This is a genomic window from Roseovarius autotrophicus (assembly GCF_018069895.1).
Taxonomy (GTDB): Bacteria; Pseudomonadota; Alphaproteobacteria; order Rhodobacterales; family Rhodobacteraceae; genus Roseovarius; species Roseovarius autotrophicus.
Window position 1 is genome coordinate 1 of record NZ_JAGQDH010000035.1, and the last position, 14561, is coordinate 14561.

The 14561-nt window shown below is 59.1% G+C and carries 13 protein-coding genes and 1 pseudogene; 10 read left to right on the forward strand and 4 right to left on the reverse strand.

The annotated features are described in order from the left end of the window. Nucleotides 1-610 precede the first annotated feature (610 nt). The 3 genes from KAK09_RS17545 to KAK09_RS17555 are packed head-to-tail and all read right to left on the reverse strand — an operon-like array spanning nucleotide 611 to nucleotide 5432. Nucleotides 611-3133, reverse strand: a complete 2523-nt coding sequence (locus tag KAK09_RS17545) for an Hsp70 family protein (RefSeq protein WP_210880231.1) — start codon at nucleotides 3131-3133, stop codon at nucleotides 611-613. After that, nucleotides 3130-3516, reverse strand: a complete 387-nt coding sequence (locus tag KAK09_RS17550) for a hypothetical protein (RefSeq protein WP_210880232.1) — start codon at nucleotides 3514-3516, stop codon at nucleotides 3130-3132. The genes KAK09_RS17545 and KAK09_RS17550 overlap by 4 nt, the downstream gene beginning before the upstream one ends. Next, nucleotides 3510-5432: a hypothetical protein gene (locus KAK09_RS17555; RefSeq protein WP_210880233.1), complete on the reverse strand. Its 1923-nt coding sequence runs from the start codon at nucleotides 5430-5432 to the stop codon at nucleotides 3510-3512. Before KAK09_RS17555 ends, KAK09_RS17550 begins: the two co-directional genes overlap by 7 nt. 417 nt (nucleotides 5433-5849) lie before the next feature. Between KAK09_RS17555 and KAK09_RS17560 the strand changes: the two genes are divergently transcribed. Then, complete coding sequence (locus KAK09_RS17560; RefSeq protein ID WP_210880234.1) at nucleotides 5850-7109, forward strand: tyrosine-type recombinase/integrase; 1260 nt, start codon at nucleotides 5850-5852, stop codon at nucleotides 7107-7109. Nucleotides 7110-7138: 29 nt separating this feature from the next. On the opposite strand, the gene KAK09_RS17565 is transcribed toward KAK09_RS17560, so the two are convergent. After that, nucleotides 7139-7732, reverse strand: a complete 594-nt coding sequence (locus KAK09_RS17565; protein WP_210880235.1) for a hypothetical protein — start codon at nucleotides 7730-7732, stop codon at nucleotides 7139-7141. A 445-nt stretch (nucleotides 7733-8177) separates the two neighbouring features. On the opposite strand from KAK09_RS17565, the gene KAK09_RS17570 reads away from it, so the two are divergent. The 9 genes and pseudogenes from KAK09_RS17570 (at nucleotide 8178) to KAK09_RS17605 (ending at nucleotide 14225) form a co-directional block, all read left to right on the forward strand. Beyond that, a complete protein-coding gene (locus KAK09_RS17570; RefSeq protein WP_210880236.1) occupies nucleotides 8178-8423 on the forward strand; it encodes a transcriptional regulator in 246 nt (81 codons plus the stop codon). Beyond that, the gene (locus tag KAK09_RS17575) at nucleotides 8420-8659 is read left to right on the forward strand and encodes a hypothetical protein (protein WP_210880237.1); all 240 of its coding nucleotides are present in this window, start codon (nucleotides 8420-8422) and stop codon (nucleotides 8657-8659) included. Before KAK09_RS17570 ends, KAK09_RS17575 begins: the two co-directional genes overlap by 4 nt. After that, complete coding sequence (locus KAK09_RS17580; RefSeq protein ID WP_210880238.1) at nucleotides 8656-9048, forward strand: VRR-NUC domain-containing protein; 393 nt, start codon at nucleotides 8656-8658, stop codon at nucleotides 9046-9048. The genes KAK09_RS17575 and KAK09_RS17580 overlap by 4 nt, the downstream gene beginning before the upstream one ends. Further along, entirely contained in the window at nucleotides 9045-10091 is a 1047-nt protein-coding gene (locus tag KAK09_RS17585) for a helix-turn-helix domain-containing protein (protein WP_210880239.1), read from the forward strand. The genes KAK09_RS17580 and KAK09_RS17585 overlap by 4 nt, the downstream gene beginning before the upstream one ends. A gap of 71 nt (nucleotides 10092-10162) precedes the next feature. Further along, nucleotides 10163-10552 (forward strand): annotated as a pseudogene (locus KAK09_RS18915) (DNA cytosine methyltransferase); the annotation flags it as partial. Between the two features lie 55 nt (nucleotides 10553-10607). Then, on the forward strand, nucleotides 10608-11354 hold the full coding sequence (locus KAK09_RS18920) for a DNA methyltransferase (RefSeq protein ID WP_247651403.1): 747 nt from the start codon (nucleotides 10608-10610) through the stop codon (nucleotides 11352-11354). After that, nucleotides 11351-12004 carry a hypothetical protein gene (locus tag KAK09_RS17595; RefSeq protein ID WP_210880240.1) on the forward strand — a complete coding sequence of 218 codons (654 nt, stop codon included), beginning with the start codon at nucleotides 11351-11353 and terminating at the stop codon, nucleotides 12002-12004. The genes KAK09_RS18920 and KAK09_RS17595 overlap by 4 nt, the downstream gene beginning before the upstream one ends. Nucleotides 12005-12118: 114 nt before the next feature. Further along, the gene (locus KAK09_RS17600; RefSeq protein ID WP_210880241.1) at nucleotides 12119-13450 is read left to right on the forward strand and encodes a DNA cytosine methyltransferase; all 1332 of its coding nucleotides are present in this window, start codon (nucleotides 12119-12121) and stop codon (nucleotides 13448-13450) included. After that, nucleotides 13443-14225 carry an endonuclease gene (locus KAK09_RS17605; RefSeq protein WP_210880242.1) on the forward strand — a complete coding sequence of 261 codons (783 nt, stop codon included), beginning with the start codon at nucleotides 13443-13445 and terminating at the stop codon, nucleotides 14223-14225. The genes KAK09_RS17600 and KAK09_RS17605 overlap by 8 nt, the downstream gene beginning before the upstream one ends. Nucleotides 14226-14561: the final 336 nt, after the last annotated feature.

Sequence of the window (14561 nt, forward strand, 5' to 3'; positions counted from 1 at the left end):
CTATCTCGCCACCACCCTGCGCGCCATCCTCGACGGCCACCCGCAGAGCGGCATCGAAGACCTCATGCCATGGCGCTTCAACCAGCCGTCAAGCCTCGCCGCATAGGGTCTCGACGTCGCGCTTACGGAGCGTCCACCCCATCGCTTACATTTCGGCGGCTGCCGGTGCGCCCGCAGCACCCGAAGTCGCCCCCCCCAAACGCAAAAAGCCCCCTGGGTTTCAGAGGGACTTGCAAAACGTTGACTTGGCGTTGATGTAGATGCGCGCTCATATATCCCCAGTGTTTTACTCGGGTTATAACCATTTGGAAAGGTTAGGAATTTTGGTTGCGGGGACAGGATTTGAACCTGTGACCTTCAGGTTATGAGCCTATGGACCCAGATTTTCACTAATCTTTTTAATTCAGCAGCTTAGCATATAAGCCTTTGAAATCACAAATACTCCCTTCCGACTTTCGCCGACGCTCACCGCGTTTCGACAGCAAAGGCTGCACGAAGACGGCATACGCGGGTTGATGTGGCGTTGAGGTGAACAGCAAGCACATCCAAAACTCAATCATCTCTCCTTCGCAGGCCAATCCCCGCTCGTTCCATCAGTATCAATGCGAGCTCAACTCCCAAGAATATGAGCAAGTTCAACGATATCTGTAGCGTCACCACCAGCAGACACCCTATTGCTGAACATTTGGCCTATTACGCCTTTCAACGCGGATGCGTCATTCGCTTTTACTGCAGCGATACCAGCGGCAATGAGGCGGTCATGCAGTGCCTCATCAATGGCCAAGAATCTCTCCTCACCCAGCCTTTGGAAGATTGCCAGCAAAAATTCCGGACTCTCCGAAAGCACCTTGAGCCGAATGCCGCGCATTTCATCAAGCGAGTTCCGAGCAGTATCAAAATCGCGCTCACGAATTGCCCGCCTCGTCGTGGCCAACAATTTCTCATGTCGATCTGCGTCAACCGGATGCGCATCCTCACGAACATCGTCAAATTGGATTTCTGCCTCGTCGATTTCCTTGGTCAGAACCCGTTCTTCATTCTCGGGTGCCAGTCGGAGCAACGCAACCTCTTGACGAACGCGACGCGCTTCCTCGGCGACGGACCTATGGGTATCGGCGTCCACCGAGGTCGAAAGTGCCGAGTCTAACCTCTCGATCCGCGCACGCAGTTCCCCTGACGCGTCTGCTCTCCCTCCAAGTGTTTCATCAAGGTCGGCCAAATCTCGTTCGGCTCGCTCTAGCAGCATGGTGGCGACATCAGATCCCTGTTGCCCATCAAAGTTTATGTGCCCACCTGGCGCGAGGTAGAGGTTGTGAGAATCGATCAAACGTCCCAACTCGGGCACTTCAACAGCAAAACTGAGTGTGCCATTATCGCTCATCTTCCAGTGAACAATTAGGTCGGAACCGCGGCGGATTCGCTCGCCTCGCTCAAGTTCCTCTCGCCCGTTCATGCGAAAGTCACCGATGTGAAGATTGCGTTCGGGGTCATCAATACCTTCGCGCATCTCATAAAACTCGAATGTGATAAAGTCATCCTCTCCGGCCTTTAGCGGCTTACCTGAACGAAAACGATGCCGTCCCTCTGCGGGCAATGCCGTTCCCTTCTTCAGAATCGGCTCCAACTTATTTCGTTCATAGCCGACGGTTCCCGTCTGCGTCTTGACCGCAAGAGTATACGTCATTGGAATGCTCGCGGCACTCGCCTGCGTGCGCACGATGGTAATCTCGCGTGACATATCCTCTACAGCGCGCCCGGCGGCGTCATACACAGTCACCAAAAACCTGTTGTCCCCGTCTTTGCGGACAGGCACGGTCAGGTTGACCACGCCGTCGAACGGCTTCCGGCCAGTCGTGCCGCCAGCTTCATCCAATATCTCAATTTCAAAACCGTTCGGCACCTCGGCCTCGGGGGAAACTCTGACCCGCGCACTGTCTTCGGCAATCCGTGCTTTGAAATCCACAGTCATCGAGATTGTACCTTTTACGGTCTCCTGACCACGGCTTGTCTTTCGAGCCGACTGTTCACCTTCCCACTGCCTGCTTTCGGCAAATATAGCGGCTCCAACGGCAACTGCGGTCATTGGGTCAAGCCCTTGCTCTACTTCGATGGCTAGCTGCGACTGCAGCATCTCCCTGATGACAGGCATTTTTGATGGTCCGCCAATAGGTACAATGCGGGATATATCTTCGTGTCTGTAGCCGTTGTCAGCAATAACCTTTCTGCAAAGTGCGATTGAATCTTCGATCCTATTCTGAATCAATGAAACAAGTTGGCCCCGGGAAAAATCGATGGATAGGTAAATATCCTCACCGTCCTGGTCGACGGCCCGCACTTCGTCCTCACTCGCGAAGATCGACGCTGTTTCGGTCGCAGATAGTTGGATCTTGGCTTTCTCGATTGCTCTATGCGCCATAGTCGACAGGTGCCGATACTTTGAATCCTTTTGGAAATCCTGCGGCAAAGAGAAGCTGTCGAACAGCCATGGGCGGACCACGCTGTCAAAAACAATACGGTCAAAATCCCGGCCACCGAGCATGTTGATGCCTTCATGCGCCACTACGTTCACGGCGCCCCCGGTGCTCATGACAAGAGCAACGTCAAAAGTACCGCCACCGAGATCATATACAAGGAAAACCCCGTCTTTTTGCTTGCTGTGGGCGATAGAAGCCATAGCGGCAGCTACTGGCTCCTGCAGAAGGCTCACCCTGTCAAGGCCAGCCCTCTTCGCCGCTGAGATTGTCGCTTCGCTCTGCATTTGGTTGAATGCGGCCGGTATGGTGATAACTGCACCCTTAATCACCTGATCCCCGCTTTCGGTGAGGGCTTGCCCGACCAGTGTCTTGATGATCTCTGCGCTGCAGTCTTCAGGTGACCACTCCTGATCACCAATTCTGACAGGACTTTTAGTTCCCATCAACCGCTTGAAGCCTGCCGCGACATTTGCAGGGGCAGACATGATACGGTCTTGAGCAGACTTGCCAACAAACCGATGCCCACGCTTGTCAAGGTAAATGACACTCGGAAGGACATCAGATCCATCGGAGGTCTTGAAAAGCCTGGTCGTGCCGTTGACGTTTCCTACAACTGCCGAATTGGACGTCCCGAGGTCGATACCAAGATACAAAGTCATTCCTCCTGCACTTCATCATTGCGCCTACCTACCAGAACTCGGCCTTTGTGGATGACCTTCATGTCCCGTACTATTGCAGGCTCGATTGTTCTTATGACAACGAGATCATCGTCTTCGCCGTAGTCCTCGCCATTATCTGCTGACGCGGGCACCCCGGCTGTGAAGCTTTCTCCATCAAACGAGACCACATTCAATCCCATTTGCCCAGCAATCGTTGACAGCTGAAGATCAGAGAATTTCACTTGGGCAACTAGTCGTTTGGCGTCCTTCTCCGGCAGCTGGCCCGCTACGCGAAGGCTTGCCCTCGCGAGCTTCCAGTACTCCACGCAGAGGCGGGCGATCTGCTCCATCTCTCCTTTGGAACTGTCCATCAGCTCTACCATGAGCCCACCATTCTTCGCGCATCCTCACGAAGAACGGAACTTCTGCTTGGCAATTCACCCTGCACTGCTCCCAGCACCCCCGAAGAATAGCGAAAATTCGAACAACGGCGATTATAGTCGTCGATTAAGCCGTTAAACCTATCAATTTGACGGTTATTAGTCGTCAGCGGGCGAACGTAATCCAAGCGCGCTCCTTGGTAAAGGCAGTATCGAACTTGGTTGCGAGTCAACGAAAGACCACTTCCGACTGGAGGTATGTCCTCCTGATACGGATTTGAAGCGATGGGCGCTGGAGCTGGAGCTGGAGCAGTCGCAGTTTGGTTTCCGGTCGGCGGCCGATATGTAGTTCTTGTTGTCGGTTTGTTGAATTCGTCCGCCAATACGAAGAATCCAATGACACCTGCAATTCCCGCAAAAATTGTAAACTTGGCCTTTTTCGCAAACATCTTCCCTTCAATCTTTGACCTAAGGTGCTGAAGGTCTTTTCGATCCGTTGCATTTGCATAGACAAGCATCTCATCGACGACCTTCAGCATCGCACTCAGGTTTCCGCTTTCTCGGTCAAGTTCCTTCATCTTCCAGTTCTTATGAAGAATGGATCTCTCTTGCCGCAGCTTGTCGAGAACATCTTTTGGTCCATTACAGCCACACAGCTCAAGCACGCCATCTAACAAGACAAATGCCGCGTGGGGATCGTTGCTGTCGTTGTTAAGAGAAAGCGCCAAATCACGAATTACATGAAAGGCGACGCCCGGCTCGGGCAGACCCTTTCTTGCTGAATTGAATGACTTCAAAACATCGCTAAGAACTTGCCCACCACCTTCAGTGAACCCGTTAGATTTAAGAGATTTGCTTATACTCGTCGCATTTTTCTTTGCTCGTTCGCATGCTTCCACCAATGGGGCCAGTTGGTCTGCGAGCTTCTTTTGGCGGACCAGAGACTCAAGAGCGGTGACGTCGTCCTTTAACGACTCTGCTACCGATTCTAATTCTGGGAATGTCTTCAGCAAAGCGGTCGATAGCTTGAGCGCCTCATCATAGCGATCATGATCATTTGCCAGCTTCAAACACAGTTTACGAATGATCTCATAAATCTGCTTGGAGCGACCCTCTTCCTGACCCCGAAATTGAGCGTATATCTGGACAGGTTGGTTTATTACATCCCATGCCTCGAGCAGATTTCCTATGTTCTTTGTGTGTAACGGTAAGTCATGAGAAATTTTTTCGGCGGCATCGGTCGCCACAATAATTGCTTCTTTAATGGCCGCTAGCTGCGGTTCACTTTCTTTGTCATATATCTCGACGAAGTGACGCAGAAATGAGCCGTCGGGATTACTTTCGAGTTCGCGCTCAACAACTGTATTCATTGCTGTTCCAGGCACAGGCAGCGTCCAAATCCAGTTTGCAGCTGCAGCGGCGTGAAGCTGGCGAATATCGCGCAGGACTTCGCGAAGCTGATCTATTTCAATCTTGGGAAAGCCAGACGAACGACGCTCTTCATTGAGAAATGTCAGGATATGAGCTTCGTCAATTTCATCCCAAGATTGGGCCAGGGAATGCACAACCTCAACAGACGAACGCCCTTGGGAACACAAATGTGCGGCAATGTTGGCTTTTGCCAGCTCTGGGAAGTGGCCGATCTGTGAAAGAATAACTGTGGGATCCGCTTTGCGCAGCAGCTCGGACAGCTTTGTCGTTTGAAGCTGGCTTAGCTCTGGCAACCACGTCAATTCAAGCATGAGGCGAGAGCGGGGCGTGACGAGTGCTTGGCGAGCTTTCTGCAGATCCTCTTCGGGATAAATTCCATCTAGCTCCGCGTCTTCGATCAGATGAGAGATCTCGGTCACCGACGACCGGTAACTTGCCTTGAGCATGTGAAACGGATTGTCATCCAGGGAGAAGATCTTAGGCTGCATGCGCTCCCTGTTCGTCAAATACGCAAGGTTGATTCCGTCGTTACCCATGCTGGCACATATCTCGCTTTAGTCACAAGTCAGTTGGGACGCTCGTAGCCCTTCCACCCGGGACACGGGATCGTTGTCTTTCGCACGATGTGCATGCATCAGACAGGCAAATGGATGGCGAAACTTAGGCGGAAGCCGTTCGGGCCGGTAGTTCATACCGGATCCTTTGGTACGTCGAACAAGCACCATCCCTTTACCTCCGAGACACTGAGTCTGAGCCGGCGCTGTCTGGACTGTCCTGAGGCCAAGGTGGCGCACCTTCCCCAAATGACCGCCACCCTGCGCCACCCCGCCACCCTTTCCGCCATGCATCGCTTGCCTCGGGCGTGAATCCACGCCTCATGGGATGACGACAGGAGGGTGAGTTGCATGGTCAACCGATTGCGCTTGAACGAAAAGTCTGTCCGCGAGGCCGAACCGGCCAAGGGGCGGGACTATCAGATTTTTGACACCGACGTGCGCGGCTTTGCCGTTTGCGTCTACCGATCCGGCAGTCGGGCCTTCACCATCGACTATCGCCATGCCGGGCGGCAGCGGCGGATGACCATCGGGCGCTGGCCGGAATGGTCGACCACGGCGGCGCGGGAACGGGCGAAGGAACTGCGGCGCGAGATCGACGCCGGGGGCGATCCGCTGGGGCAGAAGGAGACCGGGCGTGATGCCCCGCGGTTCAAGGACCTGATCGACCGTTACACCGAGGTGCATCTGCCGCACCTTTCCACCCTCAATGCCTCGGATCAGAAGTCGATGCTGGCAAAGATGGTGGCCCCGGATTGGGGTAACAAGCTGGTGACCGAGATCACGCCTTATGATGTCGAAAAGCTGCTGAGCAAGGTGGCGGCGGGGCGGGCCCGGCCGTCGAAGGCCAAACCGAACAACCGGGCGCGGAAGCTTCAGGGGCCGAAACCCACACCGGTGCGCGCCAACCGCACGGGCGAGGTGCTGCGCAAGATGTTCACCTATGCCGTCAGCTGGGGTTGGCGCGACGACAACCCCGCCTCCGGCTTCCGCCGCCGGATCGAGAACCCGCGCGAACGGTTCCTCTGTCACGAAGAAATCCGCAAGCTGGCCGAGGCGCTGGAGGCAGCAGAGGATCGCCGCGCGGCCGACATCATCCGTCTTTGCATGCTGACTGGCGCGCGGGTGGGCGAGGTCCGTCAGGCGCGGTTCGAACATTTCAACCTCGAGCATCTCAGCTGGTCAAAGCCCGCCAGCATGACCAAGCAGCGGAAAATCCACCGTCTGCCAATCTCGGACGAGGCGGCGGCCATCGTGCGCCAGCGGCAGCTTCTGGTGCCGCGCGGTTGCGCCCTGCTGTTCCCCGGCGACGTGCCGGGCCAGCCGGTGAAGGAAATCCGCCGGTTCTGGGCGGCGATCCAGAAAGCGGTCGGGATCCCGGATGTCCGGATCCACGACCTGCGCCACACTTTTGCGTCGTTGCTGGTCAGCGGTGGCGCCTCACTGGAAATGATCGGCAAGCTGCTGGGTCACAGCCAGATGCAGACCACCCAGCGTTATGCACACCTGATGGACTCGCCGCTGCGCGCCGGGGTCGATGCCGTCGCCAGCGCCTTCCGGCCCCGGCCTATGCTTGTGCATGATGCCGATGAGGCGCGGAAGTCGGTCTGAACGACATCCCGCGCCCGCCATGACGGCGATCAGCAGGATCCCCGCAGTGCTTTCCAGATCGGGGTCAGCCTGCGGCGGATCGTGCGTTCATCCGGCACTTCGCTGCCATCGCCGTTGGCGACGAACCACTCCTGCACTTCGCCCAGCCATTCAGCCTGCGTCGCGGGCAGGCCCTGATCGTGAATGCGCACCATTAACGTGATGTACATCCCCTCCCAATCATAACGGGCGGTCGAGCCGATGTGTGATGCCGGGCGGCGCAGCAGGTCGCAATCTGCCTCGAACCGGCGGACTTGGTCGGCCATGATCAGCAGGTCCGCAAGCGTGACCTCGATCCCGGCCGGGTCGGCGATCATGATCCACTCGTCCTGATCCTTTGGGCGAATGCGCCGAAGAATACTCTTTGTTGGTCCCGTTCCGCAGCGCCGGAACATCTGCATGATGTCCGTGACCGAGACCACGACATAACCGGCGACAATCTGCCGCCCGCGCGTCACCGGCGGGATCGCGGTGACGATATCGAACCGTCCGACTGACGCCCAGCCTGCGATGTCCGCCAGCGAACAATCCCAGCGGGCGGCAGCTTCATGCAACGTAAAATGGACGCGGGGGGGTAGTGCCATGCCTCAACTCCTTTTTTTGATGATTTGAAACAGGCCATCGAACCGCTCTCCGGATGGAGGCGGCCAGAAGCCTGGTCGTCGGGGAAATCAGGGATCAGCCGGGCGGGAAAACCCCGGTGGCCAAGGGCCAGAGAAAGATCAGGCGCAGCTCAAAAATGATCTCAGCCATCCCTGCCCCCCTCTCCTGTCAGCCCTGCGAAGCGACTCGCCCTCTGGATGAAACCCGGAACAAACAGGAAACACAATCAAACTCCGTTCTTGACACGCAGGCGCATGCAACGACTCGGCAGGCGCTGGGATCGGCAGTTTGAAAAAGTCAATAAAACAAGGGGTGGCACTGGTCCCGGCAAATGAGCGCCACCCTGTGCCACCCCGCCACCCCTGCTGATCTGCTCTCGGTGTCTGACGACGACCGTCCATCCCGGACGGCAATCAGGAGGCAGAGATGATTCAACCACAGACAGAAACGGAGACAGCCAGCGCAGCCCTGCTTTCGGGCTGGATCACCCGTAAGGACCTGGCGGCCGCGCTGAGCGTAACGGTCGACACGCTGGGGCGCTGGGAAGCGCGGCGCTTCGGCCCGCCCTGCGTGCGCGCTGGGCGAATGGTGCTCTATCGGCGCCGGGCCGTGCAGGACTGGCTGGCCGCGCAAGAGATGCCGCGGGCAAAGACGGCTGGAGGGCGGAAATGACCCATTTCCCCCACAAATCCGACTGGCCCGCTGACCGTGTCGCCGAGGCCCGCGCCGTCCTCGCCGATATCGCCCATCACAGCGATCCCCTGATCCGCCTCGCCTGCAATGTCCTGGCCGCCCATGGCGATACGGAGGCCGAGCGCAAGGACGCCCGCGTGCTTTTGGTGGTGATCGACGCACGGCGAGGGGTAGCGCGCGCCCAGCGCGAAGACAGTGGGAGGGCCGCGCAATGACGCGCCGTGGCACCCCCGAGGCCGATCTGCAGCGCGCCGTCGTGCAGGCGCTGCACTTTGCCCTGCCCCGCACGGCCATCATCCATCACTGCGCCAATGAGGTGACCGAGGCCGGGCCGCGCGGGGCCAAGCGTCAGGCGATCCTGGTCGGCATGGGCGTCCATGCCGGATTTGCCGATCTGATCGTGATCTCCGGCGGCCGCGTGCTGTTCCTCGAGGTCAAAAGCGAAACCGGCCGATTGCGCAAATCGCAGGAGGTGTTCCGCGACACGGTCTGCGCGCAGGGCTTTGGCTGGGCGCTGGTGCGCTCGGTCGACGATGCGCTGGGCGCGCTGGCGGATAACGGCTTCACCAGCCGTGTCCGCCCGACGCGGAGGGCGGCACCATGAGCCACAAGGCAACCGTCTGGGCGCTTGACCAGCGCAGCATCAAGGGCACGACCAAGATCGTGCTCTGGCACCTCTGCGACCGTTACAACCCCGAGCATGGCTGTTTTCCGTCGCAGGAGCTCTTGGCCTACGACTGCCAGGTCAGCCGCTCCGGCCTCAACAACCATCTCTCCCGTCTGGAAAAATGTGGTCTGATGCGGCGCGAACGGCGCATCGACCCGATCACGAAGCGCCAGATGTCGACGCGCTACATCCTCGGCTTCGAGGAGGGGTTCACGCCGGTGCCCAGCACGGCAGCGGCCGGAAACCCAGCGGAAATCGTGTCGTCAGAGGAAAAGCCGTGTCCAAATATCGGACACGGACAACTTGGCGAAGAACCATTCGCAAACAACGCGTTGGGATGCGCCACCGTCGAAAAGCCGTGTCCAGATTTTGCACACGGAGCCGTGTCCAGAAAACAGGCCGACCCGTGTCCAGAAAATGACCAAAGCCGTGTCCAGAATTTGGACACTAACCTTGTAAGAGAACCCTTAAGAGAACCTGTAAAGGAGGAGGAGGACGCGGCTGCCCGCGAGGCTGAGTTTGATTTGTTCTTCGCAGAGCTGCTGCAAGCGCTGGGCTTCGATGCCAACGCTACCCTGCCCGCCTGGTGGCAAGGCTGGCCAGCGCAAACCCATGTGCGCCGCTGGACCCAAGACCTCGGGCTGTCAACGAGCCGGATCATCGAGGTCGCCCTGGAGACCCGGACCGATCATCCCAACCCGCCTGATGGCCCCAAGGCCCTCGACCGGTTCATGGAACGGGCAGCAGCGCGCGATGCGCAGGCGGTGATCGCGATGGCCAAGAGCACAAAGGCCAAGCGGCGGCGCAAGGCAGATGCAGCGCCCCGACCCGACGACGATGAACTGGCGGCGTTCTACGCGGCCAAGGTCAATGCAGACGGCTTCCTGCCCGCCAGCATGATCAGCACCGCGATGTGCGGATTGATGCTGGCACGAGGCCTCGTCACGCCCGAACGGCTCCGGCAGCGGGGAGTGCGGTGAATGGCATGGTGTCACGTCCCCGACACGGATTGTCCCTCTGCGCAGGCGGCGGAGGCCTGGATATGGGCCTCATGCTCGCCGAGCCCGGCTATCACACCCGCGCCTTCGTCGAATGGGAGGATTGGCCGAAGGCCGTCCTCATTGCCGCCCAGCGCGCAGGCTACTTCGCCCCGGCCCCGATCTGGACCGACCTGCGCGACTTTGACGCCCGACCTTTCCGCGGAGCGTTCGACACGGTGCTTGCCGGATATCCCTGCCAGCCCTTCAGCGCGGCCGGAAAGCGCATTGGTGCCGACGATCCCCGGCACCTCTGGCCCGAGGTCGCCCGTGTCATCGGTGAGTGTCGCCCCGAATGGGTGTTCCTCGAGAATGTCGCCGGTCACGTCACCCTCGGCCTTGAAACCGTGCTGCGAGAGCTTTGGGCAATGGGCTACACGCCTGCGGCGGGTCTGTTCAGCGCGGCAGAAGTTGGCGCGTTGCATCAGCGGCTCCGCATCTTCATCCTGGCCCACACCGATGAGCCTGCATCCCGGCACGGATCGCTACAACCCGGCGGGGAACAGCGACTTCACCCGCAAGGCGGAAGCGCTGGCGCTGGGCATCAGGAACTGGTCGACGCCGAAAGCGACGGACGGCGCGAAGGGCGGACCGGGCCAGAGCTATGGCTCGGGCGGGATGCCGCCCCTGCCAGCGCAGGCGGCGCAGTGGCAAACGCCGGTGGCGGACGACCGGATGGATCGGCTGCGGGGCAAGATCAACAGCCGGGGCGAGCCGAAGCTCAGCGCACAGGCGCTGCAATGGCCGACCCCGGCTGCACAGAACTGGAAGGGCAGCAGCCCGACCAGCGTGACGCGCACCGATGGCAAAAGCCGGATGGATATCCTGCATTACCGGGCGGAGCAGGGCTTCACCCGCCCGGACCCGGCGATCATGCCGCATGGGCTGAAACCCTCGCATCACGCCCCGATCTCGCGCCCGCTCTGGGCTTCGATGATTGCCTCGCATGGGCGCGCCGTCTCGCGCCGGATCCTGAAGGGCCGCGCACGGCGGCGGCTGAACCCGCTCTTCGTCGGATGGCTGATGGGCTGGCCCATCGGGCACGCGCTTTGCGCCTGCTCGGAAATGGAGTTCACCCTCTGGCAGCAGCACATGCGTGGCGCGCTCTCGCAGCTGCCCATGGCCTCGGGCCCGTGGATCTGGCGACCATCGGATGGACAGGAGGGCCCAGCGCAGATGGACCTGTTTGAAGGACAGCGGCCATGAGCCTTCAGGGACGAGTTGGACGTGCCTATGGCACAAACGTCAAACGCGCGCTGGGCGTGCAGGCCGCGCTGGAATGGGCATTCCGGGTGGAAAAGGCTCAGCTGGACCTGCCGCCGCCAAAGGACGTGACCGAGGAGGGCTTCGGCTTTGGCCTCGAATACGTCCTGCTGCAACGCGCAGCACTTGGCTGCAAGGTCGATGGCGGTCAGCACAAGATGGGCAGCTATACCCATGCCGACGCCGAAGTGATCGCCGCTACTGTCGCCGGAATGCCCGACAGCCTCGGCGGCATCCGCATGGCGATCCGCGTGGCCGAACTGGCCCGCGCCGGGCTGACGCCCGACTGGATGCCCGGTGCCATGCCGCACTGCGTGCCGGTCGAGATGAAACGCAACCAACATGGCGAGCGAGCGACCACCATCGTCGTCGGCACCGAGCGGGTGAAAACGCGTGGCAAATGGCGAACCGTCGAGGTGCTGGCATGCCCGGTCATCTGGCGACCCTATCGCGAGCAGATCGAAGCAGCACGGCGCGCCTATGACGACTGGTGGCAGGCGCTCGACTGGGTACGGGATGGGCTGAACGCAGGCGGCTTACTGCGCGAGGTGGAGATAACGACGGCGATGCCGAAGGGGAAGCCTTGGAGGTAATCCGAGCCGGCCTATGGGGCTAGAGAAGTCAATCTCGTCGTCCGGAACCGTCCGCTTTCGCTGGCAAAATCAGCCAAGCGCCTGTAGTCTGCATGGGAACAAAGGGAGTGTGGCATGGGCAGACCTATCGGGGTAGACCTTTTCGCAGGCGCAGGCGGTATGAGCCTGGGCTTCGAACAGGCAGGCTTCGATGTCGCTGCAGCTGTGGAAATTGACCCGGTGCACTGTGCGGTACACAAGTTCAACTTCCCCCAAACCGCCGTAATTCCCCGCTCCGTTGAAAAGCTAACCGGTCGGGAGATACGTCTGGCTGCTGGGCTTGGAACCCGGAGGGTCGACTGCGTATTCGGGGGTGCTCCATGCCAAGGCTTTTCCCTGATTGGCCACCGTGTTCTGGATGATCCTCGAAACCGGCTTGTGCTCGAATTCGTTCGGATCGTCAGCGAACTGGACGCCCGGACCTTCGTATTCGAGAATGTGAAGGGCCTGACGGTTGGCCACCACAAGCAAGTTCTGAATGAACTGGTCGCAGCCTTTGACGAGAAAGGCTACCAAGTGCGCCTGCCGTGGCGCGTACTAAACGCAGGGAACTTCGGCACGCCGCAGTCGCGTGAGCGGCTCATTCTGTTTGGGGCGAAAAAAGGAGAGACCCTGCCGGATTATCCGGTGCCGATGACGGCAATTGCCGGTCGGCGAACAAATCCAGACCTCGAGTTTGGCCCCAACTGCGCTGATGCACTGGCTGATCTGCCTGACGCAGAAATGTTCGAAGAGCTGACCAACTGCGACTTGGTCAAGCCGCGGCGTTTTGGCAAACCGTCGACATATGCCGCCGAGATGCGTTGCATGACCAATGAAGCTTGGCACTTCGCGCACCCGCGTCAGTGGGATCCCTCGATTCTTACGTCCAGTGCGCGAACGGACCACACTGATATTTCCCGGAGAAGGTTCTCTGAAACGGCCGAAGGCGAGATTGAACCGATTAGCCGGTTGTTCAAGCTACCATCGACCGGTGTCTCCAACACGTTGCGCGCAGGCACCGACGGCGCCCGCGGGGCTTTCACAAGCCCTCGGCCGATTCACTTCAAGTTCGACCGCTGCATCACCGTCCGGGAGATGGCGCGCCTGCACGGATTTCCGGACTGGTTCCGTTTCAATGCAACTAAGTGGCACGGCGCACGGCAAATCGGGAATGCTGTTCCGCCACCACTGGCGCGTGCCGTCGCAAGCCAGGTCATCGCCGCTTTGGGGTTTGTGCCTTCACGGCCCTCGGAGGCGATAGCGCTGGGCGATCCGGCGCTGTTGCAAATGGATGTTACCAATGCATCCGCCCATTTCGGGGTCGATCCGCCAAAATCAGGGCGCGACCGAAAAAGTGGGGCAAAGAAGCGCAAGCAAACCGATATCGAAGCAGAACGCATTTCTGCCCGCGTGGCCTATGGTTAAGTCGAATCGCTACCAAGCATTGATTTCGAAGATCTTCTTCGACAGGTACCAGGCAGGTATCTCGTCATTTGAATTTGAGCGCACTGCGCTGGAGGATGGCGCAGAGGCTCTGGGCATCAAATTGCCGAAAAACCTCGGCGACGTGATTTACTCAGTGCGGTTCCGGACATCTCTTCCGGACGACATTCTCGCCACCCAGCCGCCGGGTATGGAGTGGATCATCGAAGGCGCTGGTAGGGCGGCATATCGGTTCAAACTTGTTCGCGTGAACCGTGTGGTCCCGCGTGCAGACCTTGTCCGCGTGTCCATTCCGGACGCGACGCCTGAGATCATACGGGCCTATGCCCTCGATGACGAGCAGGCTTTGCTTGCGATCGTCCGCTACAATCGCCTGATCGACACGTTTTTAGGGCTGACGACCTACAGCCTTCAGAACCACCTCAGGACAACAGTGAAGGGCATCGGTCAGATCGAGATCGACGAGCTCTACGTCGGCCTCGACAAGCGCGGCTGCCACTACGTCATCCCTGTGCAGGCGAAGGGCGGCAAGGACCAGATCGGCATTGTTCAGACCACACAGGACATCCGCTTTGTGGAGCAGAAGTTCCCGGGGCTGAGCTGTCGGGCAATCGCTGCTCAGTTCATGGAGGATCAGGTGATCGCTTTGTTTGAGCTAACGCTTGAAGACGATGAAATCCGCGTTGTTGAGGAACGCCACTACCGGCTGGTACCGGCGCGGGATCTCGACCGTCAAGCCATCCGGACATATAGGTAACCCCCCACGGCATGGTTCCTCCCCGGCGCTGACCGTATGCGGGGGGGCGCAGCGCAGCATTTCGCTAGCGACAGGCACTTTCACCGGGGAATCCAGGCGGAATCCACCTGCCGGGTGAACTTGGGAAAAAGCGACTCATTATCAAAGGCTTGCCGAATCACGATCGTGGCGTGCTGGATTCTTTTGCGGAAGCCAGGGAATCCAGTTGTCGGAAGCCATGTGTGGATGCCTCCCGTTGTGCAAGGAAAATTTTGACTTTCTGAGCATGTGATCGAGTGCGGTCATGTGTCAGGCCTCTCTGTGCGGCTTTTAACGTGCCGCGGGCCGGTATGGAGA